The organism is Clostridium sp. AM25-23AC (assembly GCF_003435125.1).
Lineage (GTDB): Bacteria > Bacillota > Clostridia > Lachnospirales > Lachnospiraceae > Pilosibacter > Pilosibacter fragilis.
In genome coordinates this window covers 1-23,799 of the sequence record NZ_QWGI01000012.1, presented here as the reverse complement: position 1 = coordinate 23,799, position 23,799 = coordinate 1, and the positions used below count along the sequence as shown (strand labels likewise).

At 45.6% G+C, this 23,799-nt stretch carries 20 protein-coding genes; 3 read left to right on the top strand and 17 right to left on the bottom strand.

The features are described from left to right. Nucleotides 1–78: 78 nt before the first annotated feature. The 6 genes from DW677_RS08790 to DW677_RS08765 form a co-directional block, all read right to left on the bottom strand. Entirely contained in the window at nucleotides 79–1,341 is a 1,263-nt protein-coding gene (locus DW677_RS08790) for a 2-hydroxycarboxylate transporter family protein (RefSeq protein WP_117472248.1), read from the bottom strand. A 22-nt stretch (nucleotides 1,342–1,363) separates the two neighbouring features. Continuing rightward, entirely contained in the window at nucleotides 1,364–1,867 is a 504-nt protein-coding gene (gene greA, locus DW677_RS08785; RefSeq protein WP_015552730.1) for a transcription elongation factor GreA, read from the bottom strand. A 226-nt stretch (nucleotides 1,868–2,093) separates the two neighbouring features. Then, the gene (locus DW677_RS08780; RefSeq protein ID WP_117470111.1) at nucleotides 2,094–3,032 is read right to left on the bottom strand and encodes a hydroxyacid dehydrogenase; all 939 of its coding nucleotides are present in this window, start codon (nucleotides 3,030–3,032) and stop codon (nucleotides 2,094–2,096) included. A 14-nt stretch (nucleotides 3,033–3,046) separates the two neighbouring features. Continuing rightward, nucleotides 3,047–4,231 (bottom strand): pyridoxal phosphate-dependent aminotransferase, encoded by a 1,185-nt coding sequence (locus DW677_RS08775; RefSeq protein WP_117470112.1) that lies wholly within the window; start codon nucleotides 4,229–4,231, stop codon nucleotides 3,047–3,049. A gap of 58 nt (nucleotides 4,232–4,289) precedes the next feature. Next, nucleotides 4,290–5,042 (bottom strand): aspartate dehydrogenase domain-containing protein, encoded by a 753-nt coding sequence (locus DW677_RS08770; protein ID WP_117470113.1) that lies wholly within the window; start codon nucleotides 5,040–5,042, stop codon nucleotides 4,290–4,292. Nucleotides 5,043–5,187: 145 nt separating this feature from the next. Continuing rightward, nucleotides 5,188–6,150: a LysR family transcriptional regulator gene (locus DW677_RS08765; RefSeq protein ID WP_117470114.1), complete on the bottom strand. Its 963-nt coding sequence runs from the start codon at nucleotides 6,148–6,150 to the stop codon at nucleotides 5,188–5,190. A gap of 200 nt (nucleotides 6,151–6,350) precedes the next feature. Here DW677_RS08765 and DW677_RS08760 point away from each other — a divergent pair, with 200 nt between their 5' ends. Beyond that, a complete protein-coding gene (locus DW677_RS08760; RefSeq protein ID WP_181968333.1) occupies nucleotides 6,351–7,676 on the top strand; it encodes a GntP family permease in 1,326 nt (441 codons plus the stop codon). A gap of 154 nt (nucleotides 7,677–7,830) precedes the next feature. Here the strand turns inward: DW677_RS08760 and DW677_RS08755 are convergent, their stop codons facing one another. Continuing rightward, complete coding sequence (locus tag DW677_RS08755) at nucleotides 7,831–8,601, bottom strand: sulfite exporter TauE/SafE family protein (RefSeq protein ID WP_117515044.1); 771 nt, start codon at nucleotides 8,599–8,601, stop codon at nucleotides 7,831–7,833. Between the two features lie 626 nt (nucleotides 8,602–9,227). Between DW677_RS08755 and DW677_RS08750 the strand changes: the two genes are divergently transcribed. Next, nucleotides 9,228–10,193, top strand: a complete 966-nt coding sequence (locus DW677_RS08750; protein WP_117566981.1) for a LysR family transcriptional regulator — start codon at nucleotides 9,228–9,230, stop codon at nucleotides 10,191–10,193. Here DW677_RS08750 and DW677_RS08745 read toward each other — a convergent pair. Then, the gene (locus DW677_RS08745) at nucleotides 10,190–11,080 is read right to left on the bottom strand and encodes a LysR family transcriptional regulator (protein WP_181968332.1); all 891 of its coding nucleotides are present in this window, start codon (nucleotides 11,078–11,080) and stop codon (nucleotides 10,190–10,192) included. The two genes, DW677_RS08750 and DW677_RS08745, sit on opposite strands and share 4 nt — an antisense overlap. Before the next feature lie 177 nt (nucleotides 11,081–11,257). On the opposite strand from DW677_RS08745, the gene DW677_RS08740 reads away from it, so the two are divergent. Beyond that, complete coding sequence (locus DW677_RS08740; RefSeq protein ID WP_117566980.1) at nucleotides 11,258–12,478, top strand: pyridoxal phosphate-dependent aminotransferase; 1,221 nt, start codon at nucleotides 11,258–11,260, stop codon at nucleotides 12,476–12,478. 186 nt (nucleotides 12,479–12,664) lie between these two features. On the opposite strand, the gene DW677_RS08735 is transcribed toward DW677_RS08740, so the two are convergent. The 9 genes from DW677_RS08735 to DW677_RS08695 all read right to left on the bottom strand — a co-directional run bounded on the left by DW677_RS08735 (nucleotide 12,665) and on the right by DW677_RS08695 (nucleotide 23,502). Then, nucleotides 12,665–13,438, bottom strand: coding sequence for an IclR family transcriptional regulator (locus DW677_RS08735; protein WP_015552733.1), 774 nt, complete (start codon nucleotides 13,436–13,438; stop codon nucleotides 12,665–12,667). A gap of 127 nt (nucleotides 13,439–13,565) precedes the next feature. After that, nucleotides 13,566–14,888, bottom strand: coding sequence for a lactate racemase domain-containing protein (locus DW677_RS08730; RefSeq protein ID WP_117472200.1), 1,323 nt, complete (start codon nucleotides 14,886–14,888; stop codon nucleotides 13,566–13,568). A gap of 81 nt (nucleotides 14,889–14,969) precedes the next feature. Then, the gene (locus DW677_RS08725; RefSeq protein WP_117472198.1) at nucleotides 14,970–15,398 is read right to left on the bottom strand and encodes a RidA family protein; all 429 of its coding nucleotides are present in this window, start codon (nucleotides 15,396–15,398) and stop codon (nucleotides 14,970–14,972) included. A 169-nt stretch (nucleotides 15,399–15,567) separates the two neighbouring features. Continuing rightward, a complete protein-coding gene (locus DW677_RS08720; RefSeq protein WP_117472196.1) occupies nucleotides 15,568–17,004 on the bottom strand; it encodes an amidohydrolase family protein in 1,437 nt (478 codons plus the stop codon). 36 nt (nucleotides 17,005–17,040) lie between these two features. Beyond that, on the bottom strand, nucleotides 17,041–18,234 hold the full coding sequence (locus DW677_RS08715; protein WP_117472194.1) for a Zn-dependent hydrolase: 1,194 nt from the start codon (nucleotides 18,232–18,234) through the stop codon (nucleotides 17,041–17,043). A gap of 88 nt (nucleotides 18,235–18,322) precedes the next feature. Continuing rightward, on the bottom strand, nucleotides 18,323–19,765 hold the full coding sequence (locus DW677_RS08710) for a sodium:solute symporter family protein (RefSeq protein WP_117470123.1): 1,443 nt from the start codon (nucleotides 19,763–19,765) through the stop codon (nucleotides 18,323–18,325). Between the two features lie 624 nt (nucleotides 19,766–20,389). Then, on the bottom strand, nucleotides 20,390–20,818 hold the full coding sequence (locus DW677_RS08705) for a RidA family protein (RefSeq protein ID WP_117472192.1): 429 nt from the start codon (nucleotides 20,816–20,818) through the stop codon (nucleotides 20,390–20,392). An 81-nt stretch (nucleotides 20,819–20,899) separates the two neighbouring features. Beyond that, nucleotides 20,900–22,093: a Zn-dependent hydrolase gene (locus tag DW677_RS08700; RefSeq protein WP_117472190.1), complete on the bottom strand. Its 1,194-nt coding sequence runs from the start codon at nucleotides 22,091–22,093 to the stop codon at nucleotides 20,900–20,902. 77 nt (nucleotides 22,094–22,170) lie between these two features. Further along, nucleotides 22,171–23,502 (bottom strand): sodium-dependent transporter, encoded by a 1,332-nt coding sequence (locus DW677_RS08695; RefSeq protein WP_117472188.1) that lies wholly within the window; start codon nucleotides 23,500–23,502, stop codon nucleotides 22,171–22,173. Nucleotides 23,503–23,799 lie beyond the last annotated feature (297 nt).

Here is a 23,799-nt window from a genome sequence, read left to right as displayed (position 1 = left end):
CGGGCAAAAATCCCATACTCTACTAAAACAAGCGCAGCAGGTGCAAAAGCCTGCTGCTCACAATACAGAATCCAGGTCCTACCCCACCATCTGCACTAATATTCCTCCAATCGTCAGCATCAGCGCTCCGCAGGATCTTGTAACGATCTGCGCAAATGGCAGAAGCTCCATTCTATGCGCACTGCTCAAAACAGCCACATTGCCGGAACCGCCCATATTTGTTGTACACATCCCCGCTGCGATGGCGGATTCCAGTGGGAAAAAGCCAACCAGCTTTCCAAGAACTGACGCCGTAAACGTAATGATCCCCACGATGAGTACCACCGTGATCAGATATAACGGTGTCAGAGTTTTTAAAATTGTATTCAGATCGATCAGCGTAAAACCGATCCCCGCAAGTGCCGCCGCCGTCCAGCTCTTAATAGCAAACTGCCCCCACTCTCTTGCCGCATCCTCCAGCTCTTCGGACATGATGCCGGTTCCCTTTACAAGCACGACTGCAATGATCATCCACGCATACGTCGGAATCACAGGAACAAACCTGTGTAAGATCGCGCCAAGCTGATAAAAGGCAAACGCAATGATCATCCCGGTGCATAAAGACGCAAATGTCGGCTTCAATGGCGGTGTTTTTTTCACCGTTTTTCCATCATTCACCAATACACCGTTTCCGGTCGTCTCCGGGTGTTTTTTCCCGAAGTTGTTCATAAGACCGCCAAAAATGATCGCTACACAGTTTCCAAGCACTGTGGCCGGTGCCATCTTTGTCAGCACATCCGCCGCTTCCACGCCGAGCGCCTGGGAGTACATGGCAGAAAGAGGAACTGTACCCGCTGTCATTCCGCCGCTGGTCATAGGCACTCCGATATAGAGGATCCCGCCCCAGAAACCTTCCCCAAGGATGATCCCCATAATTCCCGAAAGCAGAATTCCCATAGAAAGAGAGATCACCGCCACCGGCAGAAGCTTCACGGTAGCCCTGAGCAGAAGATTCCGGTCGATATTAAAGAGACTGCCGCAGATCAGCGCCGCGATATAAAAGATCAGGAAGCCACTGTCATTGACAAAATAATCGAGCGTCTCAATCGTCTGCTCGGGAATCAGTCCGCCTGCCGTGAGGATCGCAGAACCGAGAATACAGATCACAGATCCTCCGAGATACGTCTTCACCACCGGTACGTTATTTCCAATCGCATTTAAGCCCTCACCGAATACCATCAACACTAAAAACGCCGGGACCAGACTCTTCGGGACGCATCCCGTAAACATACATGCCGCCGTCAGTGCCAGAATGAGGACATACAATGGCAGCGGAAACCCCGCCACTTTAAAATCCTTCATGCTCAACCTCTCTCTGTCTTCTTTAAAAACTCCGGATCGCATCGCTTCCGTCATCCACGGTCTTCTCCAGACGCTTGATGATCACATCATATCCCGCTCTGTCATTCACCTGCACATGTACCCGGTCACCGACCTTATGCCCCAGAAGTGCCCTTCCGAGCGGGGACTCAGAACTGATCAGTCCCTTTAAGGAATTTCCGCGGATCGTCGTAACGATCTTATAGGTCTCCGTCTCATCGTCATCCTCAAAATACACGTCCACCGTGTTGTAGAGACCGACCTCATCGTCTTTTGACTCATCAGAGACCACCTTCGCCGTCCGGATCATTCTCTCCAGATACCGGATCCGGCTCTCATTCTTGTTCTTGTCCTTCTTCGCTGCATAATATTCAAAATTTTCACTTAAGTCGCCCTGGGCTCTCGCCTCTTTTACCGCCTCGATCGCCTCTTTCCGGACCACAAGTTTCCGGTATTCGATCTCCTCTTCCATCTTCTTTATATCATTTTTTGTTAACTCATCATACATAGTTCTTCCACTTCTTTCCTGAATTCTTTTAACACTATCTTATCTCATTCCCACTCGAAAAACAACCCCGAATGGTTTCATCCAAAGGTTCGGGAAACGTCTGCCGCACCTGCAGGACCTGCCGCTGGCAGCTTCTTACGGATGCATGGCAGCAAAAAGAGATCTCTTGGCAAATTGGTGCAATCTGCCATGGAGATCTCTTTTCAATGAATATTTTAGAAAGGAATTATACGATCCGACCGACACAAGAACCATCGCGGAGGAAATTCACAATGTTTTCTCCCGCAATTCTGGATACCGCAGTCGCCGCTTCTCTCGTAGTCGGCGCGTAATGGGGCGTTACAATAACATTCGGAAGCTTAAATAACGGGCTTTCCGGATCAAGCGGCTCTGCCTCTGTCACATCAAGTCCTGCTCCCGCAAGTTTCTCGTTGAGAAGTGCGTCGATCAGCGCCGGTTCATCCACAACCGGCCCACGGGCACAGTTGATCAGATATGCGGTCGGCTTCATGAGAGCAAATTCTTTCTTTCCAATGAAGTGGAAAGTTTCATCGGAAAGATAGCAGTGAAGGCTGATAAAATCAGACTCAGAGAGAACACGTTCTTTCTCTGATACAAGTTCGCATCCTTCCGGAACTTCTGTGATATATGGATCATAAACAAGGACACGCATATCAAAACCATTGTGGGCCATCTTTGCCATTCTTCTTCCGATCTTTCCACATCCAATAATTCCGAGCGTCTTTCCGGTAACTTCCACGCCCTCTTTATAGTTCTTCGCCGCAAATCCGATTCTCTTGTACTCTTCTGATACTGGAACTATATTCTTCGCAAGGCTCATCATCAGCGCGAATGTATGCTCTGCAACAGATCTTCCATTGGCATCCGGAGTTGTCGTCAAGGCAATTCCAAGTTCTTTGGCTGCCTCGATGTCAAAATTGTCCACACCGACACCATGTTTGCTGAGGATCTTTAAATTCTTTGCACCTCCCAGGATCTCTCGCGTGATCGGCAGAATTCTGACAAGTGCCGCGTCAACATCCTTGATCTTTTCCTTTAACTCAGACTCTTCGAGTGTCTCCATCTGGATCACCTCGTGGCCTGCGTTTTTAATAACTTCAATTCCGATCGGATTGATCTTTTCTGTGATTAAAACTTTTGCCATAATATCCTCCCCGATTACTTTTCTATTCTTAATTTCTCAACAGCCTTTGCCATACGATCTACACCTTCCACGATGTTTTCATAGCTGTTTGCAAAGGACATGCGGATATAGCCTTCACCAGATGTGCCGAATACATCTCCCGGAACGAGTGCAATATACGCCTCTTCAAGAAGATAATCCGCAAACTTCGCGCTTGAAATACCAAGGTCTTTGATATTAATGAAAATATAGAATGCACCCTTTGGGCAGCGGCAGGAGAGTCCCGGAATCTCGTTGATCGCCTTTACCGCATAATCTCTTCTCCTTTGATATTCCACTACCATCTTCTCTACTTCGTCCGTCTCATCGCGGAGCGCAGCGATGGAGGCCTTCTGTACAAAGGACGGAGCACAGGTAACGTTGTGCTGATGGATCTTATTCATCGCAAGGATATACTCTTCCGGCGCAGATACGTAACCGAGACGCCAGCCGGTCATGGAATATGCCTTTGACATTCCATTTAATGTGAAAGTACGTTCTTTCATTCCCGGAAGGGAGGCAATGCTCACATGCTTTGTTCCATCATAGAGCAGACGCTCGTAAACTTCGTCAGCAATGATCAGAATATCTTTCTCGACGGCAAGCTTTGCAAGTTCTGTGAGAACTTCCTCAGAAAGGACACTTCCTGTCGGGTTATTCGGAGTTACGATAACAAGCGCTTTTGTCTTATCTGTGATCTTGGATCTCACTTCGTCGAGATCCATCTGGTAGTCGTTCTCCTCACGAAGCCTGTAGCTTACCGGAACTGCACCAAGAAGACGCGGAACATTCACATAATTCATCCATACTGGATCCGGAACCAAAATCTCATCTCCCGCATCTAAGATTGTGCATAAGAGATCAAAAATCGCCTCAGAAAGACCTACCGTGACAAGTACTTCCGTTGCCTTTGTCGGAATCTGATTCTGGGTCGTCAATTTCCAGGCAATCGTCTCACGAAGCTGCATATCGCCATAGTTGGATGTGTAGAAAACTTCACCGCGCTTTAAACTGTCCTCAGCTGCTTTTTTTATGTAATCCGGTGTATCAAAATCCGGACGTCCAATCTCAAAATGAATGACGTTTTTTCCTTCTCTTTCCATTGCAAGCGCTTTTTCATTCACTTTTCTGATTCCTGAAGGAAGAAGTTTATCCATTCTTGATGCAATTCTGTTTTTCATAGTTTTGTTATATCCTTTCTTGAATAAGTGCTCATTCGTAACCCATATGTTTCAGACTCTATACAAACTGGAATCCTGCTCCACCAAGAACACGATCCAGACTTCCGCATGCGGAAAGCGGTACGTATTTGCCGGACACTCCACCTTCAGAGAAGCTGGATACTCGAATTGTGAAATCAATTCCTTTTCCAACGATGTGGATTTCATGAGTATTTGTGTTCACTGACGGATCAGCAACGATTTTTGAATGAGTCTTGTCAAATCCGATTCCTGCCAGCGCAAGAGCCGCATGGACATTGACATTTCTCGGATAAAGCTTCGTAGCCTCTCTTGTCGATCCCTCGTAGAGAACTGTATACTCGGTATCTGTTCTTCCGAGAGCTTTCGGATTCTTTGTTGTGACAACTGAAACCTCTGTAAGTTCAGAACGTCCGTCAAAGATTCCGTCCAGACCAAGAATTGCTCCGTGCGGGAGATATACTCTTGTGCCGTGTGTTAGGCTTGTCTCCCTTGCTTTTTCTCTTAATTCGTCATCGCGAAATGCTGTCATGGAGAACGGCATGAAATCACAATGTTTTAATGCAGTCACGATATTAGCTGCAACAACTTCCGCTGTCGCGCACTCAATGACCAGATCGAGTCCCTCAAACATATCTTCTGTAATATCAGAGACGACCTTCACTCCGCAGATGTCGGTATCCTTTACAAACGGATCGTACACAAAAGCGACCTCCGCTTTCTTTCCCTCCGTCACATGAGCAATCATCGTTCTTCCGATTTTTCCACCGCCTAAAAATGCAATTTTTTTCATAATAATGTCTCCTTTCCAGTCTTCGTGTGTCAAATATGAGATTGTGCCTGTGCTTTGCTTCTGAAAACATCATAACTATATTTCACTCAAAATCCAAGTGCGCATCTGTCATGACTCTATTCCAAAAAGGAAATACCCGGTGCGCTCATGCGAACACCGGGTATTTTTTCAGATACTCCATAAAATCTTTCTGCACTTTAGGGAATTTCTCTTCTTTATTATAGTAAACACGGACTTCTCTGCTCATTTTGGGATGATCGATCCGGTAAAAGTTCAGGTTTCCGGAATCTCCCACATAATAAGGAATTCCTGCCCGGATAAATGCAACGCCTTTTCCGGCATCCGCCAGATAATACGCGGTCTGAAGCTGATCCAGCTCCATCAGAATCTTAGGCTCAAACCCCGCGTCATGGCAGATTGCAAGTCCTCTCGTCCAAAGATCATTTCCCTGACGCAGGAACAGAAAATTCTCCTTTTCAAACTTTTTTAACGAAACCGCCGGTGTATCCGGATCCAGATACTTTCCGCTGCAGATATCGCTGTATGACAGCGCTGCTTTCTCAAGTCCATGGTTGACCTTCAGCTCCTTTGGAACTGCTAACAGAATATTCTCACGACATAAGACGAAATAGTCAAGATCTGACGGCATCTCCGTATTGACGGATATTCCAATATCACAGATGCCGGAGTGTAAAAATTCCACTTTTTCCTTATCATTGCTCTCAATCACCTTGATATTCACTTCCGGGTTTTCCAGATTATAGTCTCCAATAATTCCCGGAAGGACGTATGTACAAAAATAAGAAGCAGCTCCAATGCTTAAGTCACTCTTCTTTCTTCGCCGGATCTCATCACTTAGCTGCTCCATCTCCAGATGTGTATCATACATTTTTCGGAACAGTCCCAGAAAACGTTCTCCCTCTGCCGTCAGGCGCACCGGAACACAGCCTCTCGAAAAGAGTTCTACCCCGAGATTACGTTCTGTCTTTCTTATGATTTTGCTGAGCGCCGACTGCGAGATATAGCACCGCTCCGCTGCTCGTGAAAAGCTCTGTTCCTCTGCAACTGCTAGCACACAGATTGCATCTCTTACTTCTAAATATTCCATGTCATGTTCCTCTTTTCTGTGCAACTTTTGTGCCGTTTCTTTTGTATTTAGTTATTTTTTATATAATTTGCACAGTCTATTTTGGAATAAGCTTATTCCCATACAATGTTGGTTTTTTCCCATTCTTTTATTTATAATATGATTGTGCTTATGCTTCTCATATGTGTATTGGAGATTTACATACGGAAAAGGAGATTTTTATGTCTAGTACTTATGTTGTTATTGTCTTATGTATTGTAGTCGCATTATTGATCCTCATGGTCGGTAAATTAAAATTCCATGCAATACTCGCACTTTTAATTGCCACCATCACTCTCGGTATTCTCGTCGGAACACCTCTTGAAAAGATTCCGTCCACACTGAATTCCGGCTTTGGAAGTACCTGTACCAGTGTTGCTCTGGTCATCTTCCTCGGCTCATTGCTCGGTCTTATTTTAAGTGAAACCGGCGCAATTGTCAAACTCACAACCTCACTGGTAGATTTTTGTGGAAAAAAACGTGTACTCTGGGCCATTGGCACCAGTGCCTGCATCCTTGGTATCCCTGTATTCCCGGATACCGTAAGCTTACTTACCATCCCGCTCTGTACAAACCTGGCGCAGCAGACCGGAATCTCCATGATGGCATTTGCAGCTGTTATTCAGGTCAGTATCGTAACGAGTTCCCTGGTTCCGCCGACTCCTGGCCCAGTTGCCGGTGCTGCTACTCTCGGTCTTTCTCTCGGTGAGGCGATCCCGTGGGGCATCCTTGTATCTATCCCCGGATTGATCGCAACCGTACTTTATGCATCAACTTTAAAGAATGAACATGTAGAGCTAAATGCCAACTTTTTAAATCAGGAAGATACTAAAGACAAGATCACTATGAGTCTTATAAGGGCGATCCTTCCGATCGTTGTTCCGGTCCTCTTAATCGTAGGTCAGACTGTTACAGGCGTTCTTCTTCCCGGCACCATATTTGCAAGTGTTATGAACTTTATCGGTGCACCTCTCTCTGCCCTGATCATCGGCTGCTTCCTCGCAGTATTCCTTCAGGTGAAAGAATGGTGGAAACGTGAAGATGTCCGCAATGACTGGATCAGCAAAGCAGTTATTGACTGTGCAGGTCCTGTATTTATTACTGCCCTTGGCGGTTCCCTGGCTGCATTTATCAAGAGTGCCGGCGTTGCAGAAACTCTCGCAAACCTCGTAGTAAGTGCCCATATTCCTGGAATTTTCGTCCCGATGCTCATCGGTATCCTGATCCGTATCGTTACCGGTTCCAATACATTAGCTGTTACTACTTCTGCCGCTTTATGCCAGCCGATGCTTGAGACTCTCGGCGTTTCCACCTTAGCAGCTTACCTTGCGATGTGCTCTGGCGGCATTGCATTCAGCCACGCAAACAGTTCCGGATTCTGGCTTACCTGCTCTCTCAGTAATCTGGACTTCAAACAGGGACTCCGCTCTGTCGGCGGTTCTACTCTCATCGGCGGTCTTGCCTGCTGTGCTATGACTCTCGTTCTCTACTTTACAGGAATTATTTAATATTCCCCTGATTTTCCCCAAAAAGACTGATGATCTGTATATCCATTGATCATCAGTCTTTTCTATTTTCAAATAAAAGAGACCAGTCTTTGATCGACCGGCCTCTTTTATATGGGTAAACAAAAACAGGTAAACCTTATTGAATTTTATGCATTTAACCCCACAGATGATTCTGCCAGGCAAATTTGATCACAGTGAGGATCACTACGACTAGCATCACCGGTTTGATGATCTTCTCACCCTTCCTGATCGCCAGATTAACGCCGACGAGGTTTCCTGCAATGGCACAGATTGCTGCCGGACAAGCGATCTCGTAAGCGACATTTCCCGTTTTCACATAGCTTACAAGGGCAATGGCATTCGTAAGTACAATGAGGACCTTACCGTTACCGGATGCACATCTCGCATCATAGTGCATGATCATCGTAAATGCGATGATCGCTACGGTACCGATCCCCGGTCCGAAAAGACTGTTGTAAAATCCCATGATCACGCCGACGATCAGGGCCTGAACAACTGTTTTTTTCGAGATCTCGCTTCTCATGATCACGTTTCTCGCATCAGTCTTTCTGAGAACCATGATGAGGGCGATCACCGGAAGCGCCACCGTGATGGCCTTCTGGATGCTCTCCTCCGGAAGGAGAAAGATGATCTTTGTTCCGATCCATGCCCCCGTCATCGCTGTGATAGCTGAGACCAGTGCGATCCTCAGATCGACCATGTTGTTTTTAAAATACTTGATCGCCGAGACCAGGTTTCCGAGACCTGCCTGCAGCTTGTTGCAGCCGTAAGCCGAACGGACCGGCAATCCGATCATTAAGTATGTCGGCAGCGCGATCAATCCTCCGCCTCCGCCTATGGAATCAATGATACCCGAAATAAAGAAGATCGGGCAGATGATAAACAATGTTTTTAAGTAACTCATTTCCTTCTCCCTTTTTGCACAGCCCGCGTTCTTTCATCATCTCCGGGAAACTGTTTCCACTGTGCTGCTGTTCGTATTTGCTGTTATTTTGATCTGTCAAAAGCTATCTTCCCGGCACATAAATCCTTTTACTGTTCACACCTTGCGCAAACAGTAACTGATTTTGCCGATGCTTCGCATTCCGAATCAGCAAAATCCACTACCACCACTGTATTGTACGGAATTTTCAGTTCAGAAAATTCCTACACGTGTACAGTAATTTTTATTCCCTCCCTTGATCATCTTGAATATACCATGGATCTCATATATAATCAAATTTATAATATTGATATTTTTCATTAACTATATTTATATGATACTAGGGTCAAAAGGTCAGAAGTTCGACGCAAGCTTGCTTGCAGGAGAATTTTTGACCTTGAGACCCGCCAAAAACATGAGTAAGCAGCCATTTTTCAAAGCAAAATGAGCGAATTACGAATGTTTTTGAGGGGGCTATGTGCCAGTGGCACATGTTTAGCACCGACCGAAGCAGAGCGGAGATGCGGGAGCACGCAGTGCAGAGCAATCCGGTATCAGAGGGGTCAAAAGCTTTTGACCCCAACATCATTTATATGTAGGAGAACAAAATGTTCCAGTCAAAAGACTATATCTACGAAATTTACCGCTGCGGCAGCTTCTCCGCCGCGGCAAGGAATCTCTATATCACCCAGCCCGCTATCAGCATCGCAGTAAAAAAAGAAGAACAGGAGTTAGGCCAGCCCATATTTGAGCGTTCTTCCTCCCGTCTTCTTTTAACTGACGCCGGCCGCACCTACATCGATGCCGTGGAAAAGCTCCACCGCATTGAAGAGGATCTGAAGGTCTACTGCAACGACCTCTCGAACCTCAAAACAGGGGCTCTGAGGATCGGCGCCTCCAGCTTTTTCCTCTCCAGCATCGTTCTCCCGGTCGTTGCCGAGTACAGCCGCCGCTATCCCGGAATCTCTCTGGACGTTCAGGAAGCGCCATCTCTCGAATTACAAAAGCGGCTCGCGAATGAAGCGCTCGACATCCTTGTGGATCCGGTGGACCAGCAGTGTGACACCTTCAACTCTGTTATCCTCTTTGAAGACCACTTTCTCCTCGCTGTCCCAGATGCTCCAAATTTCTTTGCCTCTATGGGAATAAAAAAAGACCTTCTTCCTGCGGCATTCACCGCCGATGAGATCCGCCGCGGTGTTCATTTAGATCCGGCTGCGCCTTCCGTCCCCCTCTCTTCCTTCGCAAAGGCCCCTTTCCTGCTGCTTCGCCCGGAGACCATTGCCTACGAGCGCGCCGTGAAGCTCTGTTCCCAAAATGGCTTTGCCCCAAATATCCGCCTGCAGTTGGATCAGCTCGCCACCGCCTACCGCTCCTGCGGTGCCGGTCTCGGCGTCACACTCCTGTCTGACACCGTTGCCCGCATGTCCGACCACGATGAACCCGTCGTCTTTTACAAACTGGACTCCGATGATGTGAGCCGCGACATCGCTGTTATGTGGAAGAAAAAGAGATATGTATCAAAGGCTATGGAGGAATTTACGAAGCTGGCGGTGGAGATGTTTTCCGGCTAAATACTGATAACATCCTCAACCGTCCGTATATATTCTTTAAATTCCTTTTCAAACTGCTCGATCAGTTCCTTTTTCTGTGAGTGCAGTTCCCTAAGCTTTAAGAGATAGCAGATTCTTGGAGGTGGTTCCGGAACAATTCTGGAAAGTCTCAGCTCTGTATCATGATAGTTTTTAAAAATGCATGCAGGAATAATACTGAAAGAATTAGGAATCCGTAAAAGTTCCGGTATCAGCTCCGTTGTATCTGTCACCATAAGCGGCAGATCTAACGGGTTCATCTGTTTTTCATGCCACTCCACAAACCCCGTTCCCCAATCAAAATAGATTTCATTGGAACGCTTTAACTGCTGTGCCTGCACAACCTCAGGGTAATCAGAAACACTTTTTGAGCTAAGCAGAAATAACGGTTCCCTAAAGATCGGTACAGCCTCCACCGCCTTCGAATAAAAGACACGCGGGGTAATTCCGATGTCTGTCTCCCTGTTCTCCAACATCGAAATAATGCGGTCTGTCCAGTGTGTCGCTAATGTGATCGAAAGTTTTCCCTTCCCAAGAAGTTCCCTGTAAAACCCTTTCACATAGTCCGTGAGGCTGATAACAGACGCTACCCGTAACACCTCCGTCACATCTCCCCGGCTCCAATCCTGAATCTGCCGGTTCAGTTCCTGATGTCTTTTCGCAAATTCAACAAATTCTTCACCTTTCTGCGTCAGCACGACCCCTTTCTGCCCTGGACTCCGATCAATAAGTTTCACATTCAATTCCTTTTCCAGACTGATCAGCCGGTTGCTCACTGCTGACTGTGAGATAAACATGTTCTCCGCTGTCTTTGTAAGACTGTGTGTCTTTACAATATTTAAATACGTTTCGAGTGCCTCATCATTCATAAATTTCACCTCCCAAAACATCTGTTTTGCATATATTATATATCTGATTTATCCGTTTTACAATGTGATCTTTTCATGTTATTGTATAGATACAAAGAGAAAAGCATTTCACACAGTCAATGCAGTCATTCCAATTTTCACACACCAGACTGATTGATAAAAAGGAGAGGTAAACTTATGGATTATTTAGCAGAAAAATTTGCAAGACTTGGCACAGACAACGCCCCCGGACAGGAAGGACTTCAGAAAGCAGAAGAGCTTCCGATGATCGGTGACAAACTTGAAGGACCGGCTGTTGATTTCTCTCACGGTGATGTAAACGCACACCAGCCGATCCCAGGCAGCCTTGAGACATTTGTGAAACACTATTGTGTAGATGGTACCTATCAGGCATACACAGAATACCGCGGCAAAGGCGCGATCCGTGAATATCTTGCTGAAAAACTCGCAGAGTACAGCGGCGCTCCGGTAGACCCGAAGACAGAGATCATCCTTACACCTGGTACACAGGGAGCGCTTTTCTTAGCGATGGGTTCCTTAGTCGGCAGAGGTGACAAGGTCGCTATCGTTGAACCGGATTACTTCGACAACCGTAAACTTGTTGAATTCTTCGAGGGCGAGATGGTTCCGATCCACATGAACTGGAAAGACGCTGCTCCCCACACATCCGGTATCGATTTAAAAGAGCTGGAAGAAGCTTTCAAAAACGGTGTAAAGCTGTTCCTCTACTCAAACCCGAACAACCCGACTGGCGCAGTCTTCTCCAAAGAAGAAGTTTCTGAGATTGCACGCCTCGCAAAGAAATACGACGTTGCAATCCTTGCAGATGAGCTTTACAGCCGCCAGATCCTTGAAAAAGATTTCACTTACACACACATGCGTGCACTCCCGGAGAAACCGGACAAGCTGATCACAATTATGGGTCCGTCCAAAACAGAGTCCTTAAGTGGTTTCCGTCTCGGTGTCGGCTATGGTACACCTGAAATCATCACCCGCATGGAAAAACTTCAGGCCGTCGTTTCCTTACGCTGTGCAGGTTACAATCAGGCAGCTTTCTACAGATGGTTCTCTGAGCCGGATGGATGGATGGAGAAACGTATTGCTGATCACAGACAGATCCGCGATGATATTCTTGCCGTCATCAACAGCTGCCCTGGATGCTGGGCTCGTCCAACAGAAGGCGGAAGCTATATCTTCATGCAGTTGCCGAAATTAAAAGTTGATATTTTCCAGTTTACAAAGCTCTGCCGCGCACAGGCAAGTGTTACTGTAACACCGGGTACAGAGTTCGGCAAACAGTACGGTGATTTTATCCGTATGAATTTCTCTCAGGATCACGACAAGGCCGTTGATGCTGTAAAGAGAATCTGCAAGATGGTCGATATCTACCGCGCATAATCTAATCCAAATGCACCCAAATTGGATTATTCCCTCTTACATGCCCGATACGATCCACACCACTATTGATTACCTCCTTATTTACTGATAATAGAAAAAACACTGTTTCGCATTTTTGATTACCCCCTTCATGCAAAACAGTGTTTTTCTATATTTGTTGTGGGATAAATTTTCTGTAAAAAGCTGCTACCCTTTCATATAATGCTGTTCTCTTCCAAGACTCCGTGCAACTCTCACAAGCTCCTGCCGGATCACATCCAGCCCCTTCTGCCGCATTCGATTTTCCTCTCCGACCACAGCCAGTGAGTATACTGCATACCCTTTATCATTTAAGATTGGAACCGCAACAGATGCAACGCCCTTATCCTGCTCTGAAATACTGATACAATATCCCTGCTCCCGGATTTTTTTTAGCTGTTCCTCAACCTGCTCTTTCTCCCGCAATCCCGCTTCCGTCTCCGGATATATCTTTCTCAGTATCTCCTGAATAAAATTCTCCGGCTGCCATGCAAACACGGTCTTTCCAGTGGAACCCTTTACATAGCTTCCGACACGTCCTACTTTTGACTGGATCTGGAGATAATTTGCAGATTTTACTTTCTCTACACAGATTGGAACCCCGTCAACCATAGCAGTCAGTACAACATCCTCATTGTACTCATCTCTCAGGCGCCTCATTTCCTTTTCTATGAGTTCTTCCGTCGTGATACTCCGCGTGATCATCGTGGATACCCTGAGAATTCTGGTCCCAAGCCGGTATTTTCCGTTCGGATTGTCCTGAATCAGCCATCCCTGATGCACCAGTGTTTTTACAATATTAAATACCGTTGTTTTCTGAATTCCCAATTCTTTGCTGATCTCGGCGATTCCAAGATACTGTACATTCAGCTTTTCATATAACTCTAATATCGCAGTTGCCCTTATAATTGAATTTATATATTGAGGTTCCTTTTCCTGCATTCATTTTACCCCCCAAAAAGGATTATTTCCATTTATTTCTTTTTCACCTCTTTTTAGTATAATGCATTCTGCATGGAAAAACAAACAAATTTTGCAATAACAGGAGACTTATCATTTTTCTCCTCTTTTATGACATTTGTAACTTCTCGATCGACTGCTCTTCATCACATAATATCAGCTGAGGATTTCTTCTCACTTCCTCGATAAGTGCATCTGAGACCCATATCTCCCCTAATTGGAGTGTATTTTTTATATACACAAGCTTCGGAGCATTCAGCTCTACACCCACACCACTCCGCAGACAGGCTAAAACTCCCTCTTTTACATCTGTCACCTGAATTGGAATCCGGCCACCTTCCGGATTACCACAGCTCACCGAGTTGGTGTATGTTGCCCCTAAATCGATTGTTTCCGCACACGGCTTTAAAACATAGTCCGCTAATCCAATGCCGCTTGCATTTCCATGTGTATCTTTTGTAAGACTCTTCACTAAAATTCTCTGTATTTCCGGACCATCAAAGTCTTTCAATCTTCCTCTGGCCGCACGTCCTATAATATTCGGATCCATACCTGCTCCGGAAATATCTTTTCCCATTTCCTGCACAATTAATGCATCAATTTCCTTCACCAGGATCTTTGGCATCTTTGAACGCGCGATTTTTAACAATTCCGGCTCTCTGTCGTGGATCTTGTCTGCAGGAACCATCTCAATATGGTACGTCTGATCATAGCTGTTTTCAATAATTGCAACTCCAAAACCTACCGGAGTTTTGTCAATTACAAGTTTTGCGGCAACTGGAAGAAGCGTAGGAAAATGTATTGCTCCCATATGGTGCAGTCTCGTGCAGCCCTCAAATTTTCCCAGCCCGATCGTAAGCATTTTACATAATCCGCTTTCAATAGGACCTCTGAAATCTGTATGCGGTTTTACTCTTCCAATAGGAATGATCAGATCAGCATGAGCTGCATAATGATCAACTACAACCTGAACCGTTCCACTCTCACATTCTACGGTTCCAATTTCATCAACCTCGAGACTGGATTTAACCGGGATTCCTATTGCCTCTTCCGTAATTCCATAGCCTTCCAAAACCGCTGTCTGTCCCTTAGCGGTTCCTCCTCCATGCGATCCCATAGCCGGAACGATAAACGGCATTGCTCCCATGTTCTGCAATTCGTCCGCAATAGTTTTGACGATCAACGCCAAATTCTGAATTCCGCGGCTTCCCACGGCCATAGCAATCCTCATTCCCGGTTTTACAAGACTGCTGATTTCCTTCTTATGCATTTCGGCACGCAAAGTCTCCTCTACATTTTCTAACTGTGTTGTATCAAATTTTTGCAGGACTCTATGCATTTTGGGTAATTCTAACTGATAAGCGCTTTCTGGAAATAATGACATATATACTCCCCCTACATATATACTCGCATGTATTTTCTGATTTTCCATTCACTACATATGTAAATAGAAAAACTGCTGCACAAATTTTCTATTTGACAGCAGTCACTTTCTATTACATCCTGTTAATTTTTAATTTTCAACTCCAGCAATAATAGATATTTCAACCGGTGCGTCCCCCGGAAGAACTGCAACCCCAACCGCAGCCCGGCTTCCGACTCCAGATTCTCCGAGTTCTTCACAGAAATACTCCGATGCAAAATCTGCAATCTTTGGCTGTTTTGTGAAATCTGTCTCGCTGTTTACATAAACGGTGATCTGCATGATCTGTACAATTTTTTCACCGTTCTCCAGCTTATTTTTCGCCGCTGTCAGTGCATTCTTTGCTGCCTGGACAACAGCCTCTTTATAATCTGCAATTTCGTCTGTTGCTTTAATTTTTCCTGTTTTTAACAGTACTCCGTTATTGCGCGGTGTCATACCTGCTGTAAAGATCATATTGCCGAATCTTGTTGCCGGAACATATTTTCCCTGCGGAATTGGATTTGCTTCTCTTGTCATAATAATTTCCCCTTTGACATTATACATTTTGCAGATCAGACCAGCTGTATCCCCCGGCTGTTCTGATCATTTTTCCCTAAATAGAAATAAACATAATAGTTAGAGAATTCCCTGTTGAACAGCTGAAACTTTTATTCACAGGGAATTTTCTCATAAAATCATGATTTAATTATTTTTTTAATACCGGTTTTACAAATTCGCCCCAGCCAGATGCGCTCTCGTCAACTTTACCATTCTCGTAAACAACACGTCCACGAACGATTGTACTGTCAACTGCACAGTCAAGCTGCCAGCCTTCGTATACCTTCATGATACCTTTTGCCTGAGAATAGCTGTCCTCAGCATGGCAGGTAACCTTCTTATTCATATCAACGATAACAAGGTCGCCGTCTGCTCCTGCAGAGATCGTTCCTTTCTGTGGGAAGATATGGAATAACTTAGCTGGATTAACGCTTAAGAGTTCTACAATCTTTTCAAGGCTGACGCCACGCTTTAATCCCTCTGTAATCATTAACGGGAGACGAAGATCGATTCCCGGGAATCCAGATGGAGAAAGGAAAATATCCTTATTTCCATCTTTATCTTTCTTTTCTTTCTCGGAAACTAAGAACGGGCTGTGATCACTGCCGATGAAATCAACGGTACCGTCTTTTACATAATCCCAGAGACGCTCTACATCCTCTTTTTTTCTAAGCGCCGGGTTGCACTTTGCGTATGCACCGTATTTTTCTACATAGCTCTCATCGAGAAGCAGATAGTGCGGACAGGTCTCGACCATAACCGGCTGTCCCTCTGCTTTTGCTTTCTTTGCAAGTTCCATTGCCTGCCAGGTGGAAACATGTACTAATTCGATCGGGCATCCAACGTCCTTACCAAATTTCAGCATCTTGGAGATTGCTTCGATCTCTACGATCGGTGGACGTGACTCACAGTGAGCAATATTTTCTGTCTGACGTCCCTGTTCTCTAAGGCGTTTAATGAAACCTGTTACAAGCTCATTATCCTCTGCATGTGCCGCAACTGCCAGACCTGTCTTCTTAACTTCTTCAAGGACACGGTATAACTGATCGTTGTTTGCACTTGTCAGACCTTCAAACTCTGCATCTCTTCCTTCCGGAGCTTCATGTAAGAATGTCTTATATGCGATAATTCCTTCATGGGAAAGCGGCTCGATTGCTTCCGGATGCTCACCGCCTGCTGCTCCGAAGAAGCAGAAGTCTACACAGCTTCCTTTCTCATGACGGTCATTCGCTGCGCTTTCTTCACCTTTACAGATGCTGATACGGTTCTTTAAAATCTCTCCATTCCACTGCGGCGGCATAGAAATCGGATGCTCAAAGAATGTTGTACATCCACCGGCTGCTGCTGCACGTGTACCAACCTCAAATGTCTCACGCTCCCAGTGGCCAGGATCACGATAATGTACATGAGTATCAATTCCACCAGGAAGAACATATTTTCCGCCTGCATCAATTGTGCGCTCAGCTTCCGGCAGGCAGCCCGGCTCTGCGATCAAAGCAAATTTCCCATCTTTAATTCCGACATCCGCTTTGCGGAAGCCGCCTTCAATAAATACAAGTCCATTGATTACAGCAAGATCCATCATAGTCTCATTCTCCTTTTCCATTTTATCTGTCAGGCTTTAAAGTCCGTTTTCATCAAGTTTCAGTACCGTCTGATACAGAACGTCAGCACCGATGTCCACATGTTCCGGTTTTGTATATTCATCACCCTGATGGCTGACGCCCTTAACACTCGGAACAAAGATCATACCGATCGGGACTCCTTCGTGTGCCATCGGGTTTGCGTCGTGGCCAGCACCGCTCGGCATGATGACATGACCGATTCCTTTCTCTGTGCAGACACCATCAATCAGTTTGATCAGCCTCGGATCACACGGTGTAGAGTATTTTGCGATGGTATTTACAAATTCAAATTCACAGTTCGGAATTTCTTTTGCGAGTGCCTGGATATCTGTATAGAACTGATCTGTAACAGCTCTGTCCATGTGACGCATCTCAAAGGTTGCCACTGCCTGTCCCGGAATTACATTTTCCTGTCCCGGAGATACGGCGATCTTTCCGACGGTAAATACAAGTGTATCGCTCAGTTCTCTTGCACGCTGTTCTGCTGCAACGATCAGCTTTGCCATTCCGACAAGTGCATCTTTTCTGTTTACCATCATCGTCGTTCCTGCATGATTGCTCATGCCTTTAGCTGTCACTTCATAGCGGATCACACTGACGATTCCGCTGACAACACCGACATCAAGATCCGCATTATCGAGTTTATCGCCCTGTTCGATATGATATTCCAGATAACATTCATACTTGCTGATATCTCTCTTTGCAGCTTTAACTTTCTCCGGACTACAGTCAAACTTTGCTAATTTTTCCGGATATCCCGGAAGATCCGGATCGATCATTCCTGTCACACAGCGGCTTCCGAAGGTTCCACCGAGGATACTGGACTCTTCCATATTAAATCCCCAAATTTCCAATGGATGACGCAGTGTACGGCCTTCGTCCTTTAAACGAGCTGCAACTTCCATTGCACCGGTCACACCGAGCATGCCATCATAAACACCGCCCTTAATAACTGTATCCAGATGAGAACCGATTACAATTGCTTTTGCTTCCGGATCACTGCCCGGCAAAATGCCATGAAGGTTTCCAACCGGGTCAGTTTCCACCTGCATTCCTATTTCTTTCATGCGTGCTTTTAAAAGCTCAAGTGCCTGAAAGTATCCTTCTGAGAATCCAAGCCGGGTAATCGAACCATCTTCATTCCGTCCAATGTTTCCAGCCTGCTGCAGCAATTCATTTAATCTGCTCATATCGATGATCCACCTCTTTCACTGAGATCTCCTTGCGCCGTCAGAATGATCATTATGACGGCGCAGGCAAATCTCTTAATTCTATTTTTTATTTTGTCTCTCCAAATAAGTGATCCATTGTCTCCTTATCAGCAGATTCATTTGCACTTTCCGGAGTCATAACAGAGCCAACCATGATTACGATAAAGCATACCAGACACGCCGGAAGAGCTGCCATAATACCAGCTGGCTGTCCAAGGCCGTACCAAACAAGTGCTGTCACAAAACCAGCCGCTGCTGCGATCATGGCACTGATTTTATTTGCACGCTTCCATGCAACGCCGACCATAATCGGGACTGCCATTGCAGCACCCATAAGAGTAACGGCTTTCGCCTGAATGATCTGGATCGTGTCGCTCATAACGAATGTAAGGGCAACGGCACCGATACCAAATACGATTGTAGAAACACGAGATACGAATAACTCTTCTTTATCCGATACATTGCTCTTTACCTTGGAATAGAAGTCATGTGCAAATGTTGTAGCGATCAAAAGAAGTAAGCTGTCTGCTGTAGAAATGATAGCTGCTACAACAGATGCAAGCATGATTGCTCCGATAATCGGATTTACTTCACTAAATACTAATGTTGTAAATACCATATCCTGCTTTTCGATACCCGGGTGGATCAGCATACCGCATAAACCAGTGATTGCAAGTGGAACATAGAAAAGTAATAAACCGATGCCTGTGATACCCTGGCTCTTAGAAGCAACTTCCGGGCTCTCAGCAGACATGAAACGTGCTACGAACTGCGGTGCACCAAAGTTACAGATACCCCATGTAACTACCCAGCTTAACGCTGTGATCGGCGGGATCTTAACACTGAATCCTTTTACAAATTCCGGATTCAGAGCCGCAATACCTTCGTTCATAGCTGTGAATCCGCCAACCTTTAACAGGAACTGGATTGCGATCAGCCAAATACCAATGATGATTACGAAGGAGCAGATCGTATCTGTCCATGCAACCGCTTTCATACCACCGATACATGTGAATACGACAAACACTGCAAGTAAAATAACACAGCATGTTAATGTGCTCCAATTGGAGAAAGTCTGTAAAATGATAGTTGCACCTGTTACCTGTGCACCTAACAGTGCAGTACAGCTTACAACGATCAGAAGACTCATAACGATGGAATACTTTCCGCTGTAACGTTTTTCAATCAGCTCCGGAAGAGTATTACATTCACTCTGACGCATTCTTCTTGCAAAGAACATACATGCGAGGAAAGAAGTCAGAAGCGTACCGGCTGCATTCCACCATCCAGACCAACCGTTCAGGTAATAATAGCCCATGTAGCTCATAATTGACGTTGCAGAAATAATTGTTGCAAAGTAGGTACCAGCCATCGGGAGTTTTCCTAATGATTTACTGGCAACCATCCAATCTTCCGTGTCCTTGATTCCGCGGGAAATTAAGATACCGATCACTGCCAGACCGACCATAAATATGACCGTAACGATCATATACAAAGCATTATTTGACATATCTTATTTTCCCCCTTTCTTCTTGTCATTAACCGTGACATAAATCAGCGGAAAAATACCTAAAAACAAATAAACACACCATAAAAATACACAACTGCCAGAAACACCAAACATAACCATCCATCCCTTCTGTTGTTCATTTCCGAATCTTCTTTTGTTTCTTTACGTATAATTCTTCCTCATTGTTAGCGTTGGGTAGAATCGGCCACATAGAGTCGGCCAGAAACAGCCAAAATTGGTCAATCGGAAATCGTGATTCAATCGCTTCTAAATTCATTATATTGGAACGCGTTCATATATTTGTATTTTTATTATATTCAACCAGAGACTATTTGTCAATTCAAAACGCCGCATAAAACATATCAATATCAAATATAATACATCTGTTTATCATATGTTTATTGCCATTAATATTTAAAATAATAAAAAAGAATGTGACTTGGCACATTTCCGTGCCTCCCGCGGCTGCTTGCGACAATCTACATCTTCGCGCAAGCGTGCATCATTGGCACGTCAGTGCCTTTTTATGTAACAGGAAATTCCTCGGAATTTCCTGTTACACAAAAAAGACCACTGAGCAGGATCTTTCCCATCAGTGGTCTTCTTTTATAGCATGAATTTATTTTACTTGCCTACCCCCGCAATGATCGCGATCTCCACTGGAGCTTCTCCCGGAAGAACCGCAACACCGACAGCCGCGCGGCTTCCAACTCCGGATTCCCCAAGCTCCTCGCAGAAATACTCAGACGCGAAATCCGCGATCTTCGGCTGCTTTGTAAAATCCGGCTCAGAATTTACATAAACTGTAATCTGCATGATCTGTACGATCTTCTCGCCCTCTTCCAGCTTATTTTTTGCAGCTGTGAGCGCATTCTTCGCGGCCTGTACAACAGCGTCCTTATAATCAGCAATATCATCTGACGCTTTTACTTTTCCTGTCTTGATCAGAACACCATTGTTTCTCGGTGTCATACCTGCTGTAAAGATCAGATTGCCAAATCTCGTTGCCGGTACATACTTTCCCTGTGGAATCGGATTCGCTTCCTTTGCCATGATAAAATACCTCCTATGTTTATATCGTTTTTCAAGTTCTGCCAGATAAAATTCAGTTCTTCATTTGAGCATCTGTAAAACTTAAAATCCATTTTCATCCAGTTTTAACACCGTCTGATACAGAACATCCGCCCCCATATCGATATGTTCCGGTTTTGTATATTCGTCTCCCTGATGGCTGATGCCCTTGACACTCGGAACAAAGATCATACCGATCGGGACACCTTCGTGGGCCATCGAATTCGCGTCATGACCTGCACCACTTGGCATGATGATATGGCTGATTCCCTTTTCCGTGCAGACATCGTCGATCAGTTTGATCAATCTCGGATCACACGGTGTGGAATATTTGGCACTGGTATTTACAAATTCAAACTCACAGTTCGGAATCTCTTTTGCAAATGCCTGAATATCTGCATAGAACTGATCAGTTACAGCTTTGTCCATATGACGCATCTCAAAGTTCGCCACAGCCTGTCCCGGAATTACATTTTCCTGTCCGGGGGATACAGCGATCTTTCCGACCGTAAATACAAGTGTGTCATTCAGTTCTCTTGCCCGCTCTTCTGCTGCCACGATCAGCTTTGCCATTCCGACAAGCGCATCTTTTCTGTTAGCCATCATCGTTGTGCCCGCATGGTTGCTCATGCCTTTTGCCGTTACCTTATAGTCGATGATGCTGACGATTCCGCTGACAACTCCCACATCGATTCCCGTATGATCGAGTTTATCGCCCTGTTCGATATGATACTCCAGGTAGCACTCATACTTGCTGATATCTCTCTTTGCGGCTTTTGCTTTTTCCGGACTGCAGCCAAACTTTGCTAATTTTTCCGCATATCCGGGAATATCCGGATCGAGCATCCCTGTCACGCATCTGCTTCCAAATGTACCGCCAAGAATACTGGACTCTTCCATATTAAATCCCCAGATCTCCAATGGATGGCGCAGGGTACGTCCTTCATCCTTTAAGCGGGCTGCAACTTCCAATGCACCGGTCACACCCAGCATTCCATCATAAACACCGCCCTGCATAACTGTATCCATGTGGGAGCCGATCACGATGGATTTTGCTGCCGGGTCACTCCCCTGCAATACGCCATGAAGATTTCCGACCGGGTCAGTCTCCACCTGCATTCCCAGCTCCTGCATGCGTCCTTTTAAAAACTCAAGCGCCTGAAAATATTTTTCTGAAAATCCCAGTCTTGTGATCGAACCATCTTCGTTCCGTCCAATATTGCCCGCCTGTTGGAGCAATTCGTTTAATCTGCTCATTTTTAGTCATCTCCTCCATTAAGTTTTCCACATGCCGTCCTCAGATTTCTCCTAACGAAACATGAAAGTATCTCTTATCAGCCAATTCCCCCAAGCAGCGCCCCCGCCACAAGTGCGAGAAGCGCAGCCGGAACCAATACATATTTTCCAAGCGGCATAAACCAGCTGCCGATCGTTTTTTTCGTTCCTTTGTTAACTGCTGTAAGCGCAAAATCCTTTCCGGCTACCCAGAAAAACATGATAGCAGCAAGCATCGCGCCAAGCGGACAGATATAAATGGAGACCGCATCCATCCATCCGGAAACGATTCCCTGGATCATCAGGGAAATGATACCGCCAAGCATCGCGATCACTGCAACCGCAATTTTCCGCCTGAACCCAAACCGCTCCTGCATCATCTCTACCGGTGCCTCATAAAGATTTACCAGAGAGCTTAAGCCAGCAAACAAAACACAGACATAAAAGACTATCTCTACACACCATCCGCCCGGCATGCCATTAAACACATTCAGCAGATAAATAAACATCAGCCCCGGTCCGCCTGACGATAGTTCTGCGCCTCCCACTGCCATGCCCGGTATAATGACGAGTGCCGCAAGAAGCGCCGCTAATGTATCAAAAAATGCTACATTTCTTGCTGAGCTGACCACATCCTCTTCCTCGCTCAAATAAGAACCGTAAATGACTGTTCCATTTCCTGCGATGGAAAGCGAAAAGAATGCCTGGCCGAACGCGTAGATCCAGAGTCTTGGATCAAAAAGCCCTTTGGGATCCAGTGTAAAAATATAACGATATCCATGTTCCGAACCTGGAAGTGTAAAAATATATATGCCGAGCCCAACAAACAGGATAAAAAGCATCGGCATCATGATCTTATTCGCTTTCTCAATTCCGCCGGAAATTCCATATGCCATGATCACCGCGGTTACAAGCATTGCGACCACCTGCCATACATTATTTCCAAATGCGGCGGCTGTACCTCCAAACAAGCCTTCGATCGCGGCTACGTCCTGCCCTAAGTGGAAGAGACCACCGGAAAGTGCAAAAAATGTATATTTAAAGATCCATCCTACGACCACGCTATATCCGATCGCCAATGCCAGGGATCCGATAACCGGAATCACACCGATCACCTCTCCTATCCGCTTATTTCCGGTGCGGATCTCCGTACATTTACCGAATGCTTTGATCGGTCCGCTCTTTGCCGCGCGGCCAAGCGCCATTTCCTCGATCACTCCGGTAGAAGCGATCAAAATAACAAACAGAACATATGGAAGCAGGAACGTCATTCCACCCCATTCTGAAACCATATATGGGAATCTCCAGATATTCCCCATACCAACAGCCGACCCAATGCAGGCCAGTACAAATCCTGTCCGGCTCTTAAAGCCATCTCTATGTTTTCCCATACACTTACAACTGCCTTAGAACAGCTATGTCCCCTTTCTCATGATTCATGTTTAAACTTTTTTGAGCGTGTGACCCTCATGCATGAACTCTATCGCGTGCTGTCGGCAATTTCTGCTGATACATTCAGCCAGCATTTCCGAACATATTTTATCATACCATGCAATCCTATGATTTACAAGCATTTGAAATTGTTGCTACGACCGCAGTGGAGCGGAGACATTCGAACCGTTCGAGCCCGGCAGGGCTCGAACATACAAAAAAGAGCCATCCATCGGATGACTCTTTTTTCTATCTCT

What these genes read in the sequence shown, in the direction of transcription:
- DW677_RS08790 (WP_117472248.1), bottom strand. Translation starts at nt 1,341, where the DNA reads ATGAAGGATTTTAAAGTGGCGGGGTTTCCGCTGCCATTGTATGTCCTC.
- greA (WP_015552730.1), bottom strand. Translation starts at nt 1,867, where the DNA reads ATGTATGATGAGTTAACAAAAAATGATATAAAGAAGATGGAAGAGGAG.
- DW677_RS08780 (WP_117470111.1), bottom strand. Translation starts at nt 3,032, where the DNA reads ATGGCAAAAGTTTTAATCACAGAAAAGATCAATCCGATCGGAATTGAA.
- DW677_RS08775 (WP_117470112.1), bottom strand. Translation starts at nt 4,231, where the DNA reads ATGAAAAACAGAATTGCATCAAGAATGGATAAACTTCTTCCTTCAGGA.
- DW677_RS08770 (WP_117470113.1), bottom strand. Translation starts at nt 5,042, where the DNA reads ATGAAAAAAATTGCATTTTTAGGCGGTGGAAAAATCGGAAGAACGATG.
- DW677_RS08765 (WP_117470114.1), bottom strand. Translation starts at nt 6,150, where the DNA reads ATGGAATATTTAGAAGTAAGAGATGCAATCTGTGTGCTAGCAGTTGCA.
- DW677_RS08760 (WP_181968333.1), top strand. Translation starts at nt 6,351, where the DNA reads ATGTCTAGTACTTATGTTGTTATTGTCTTATGTATTGTAGTCGCATTA.
- DW677_RS08755 (WP_117515044.1), bottom strand. Translation starts at nt 8,601, where the DNA reads ATGAGTTACTTAAAAACATTGTTTATCATCTGCCCGATCTTCTTTATT.
- DW677_RS08750 (WP_117566981.1), top strand. Translation starts at nt 9,228, where the DNA reads ATGTTCCAGTCAAAAGACTATATCTACGAAATTTACCGCTGCGGCAGC.
- DW677_RS08745 (WP_181968332.1), bottom strand. Translation starts at nt 11,080, where the DNA reads ATGAATGATGAGGCACTCGAAACGTATTTAAATATTGTAAAGACACAC.
- DW677_RS08740 (WP_117566980.1), top strand. Translation starts at nt 11,258, where the DNA reads ATGGATTATTTAGCAGAAAAATTTGCAAGACTTGGCACAGACAACGCC.
- DW677_RS08735 (WP_015552733.1), bottom strand. Translation starts at nt 13,438, where the DNA reads ATGCAGGAAAAGGAACCTCAATATATAAATTCAATTATAAGGGCAACT.
- DW677_RS08730 (WP_117472200.1), bottom strand. Translation starts at nt 14,888, where the DNA reads ATGGAAAATCAGAAAATACATGCGAGTATATATGTAGGGGGAGTATAT.
- DW677_RS08725 (WP_117472198.1), bottom strand. Translation starts at nt 15,398, where the DNA reads ATGACAAGAGAAGCAAATCCAATTCCGCAGGGAAAATATGTTCCGGCA.
- DW677_RS08720 (WP_117472196.1), bottom strand. Translation starts at nt 17,004, where the DNA reads ATGATGGATCTTGCTGTAATCAATGGACTTGTATTTATTGAAGGCGGC.
- DW677_RS08715 (WP_117472194.1), bottom strand. Translation starts at nt 18,234, where the DNA reads ATGAGCAGATTAAATGAATTGCTGCAGCAGGCTGGAAACATTGGACGG.
- DW677_RS08710 (WP_117470123.1), bottom strand. Translation starts at nt 19,765, where the DNA reads ATGTCAAATAATGCTTTGTATATGATCGTTACGGTCATATTTATGGTC.
- DW677_RS08705 (WP_117472192.1), bottom strand. Translation starts at nt 20,818, where the DNA reads ATGGCAAAGGAAGCGAATCCGATTCCACAGGGAAAGTATGTACCGGCA.
- DW677_RS08700 (WP_117472190.1), bottom strand. Translation starts at nt 22,093, where the DNA reads ATGAGCAGATTAAACGAATTGCTCCAACAGGCGGGCAATATTGGACGG.
- DW677_RS08695 (WP_117472188.1), bottom strand. Translation starts at nt 23,502, where the DNA reads ATGGGAAAACATAGAGATGGCTTTAAGAGCCGGACAGGATTTGTACTG.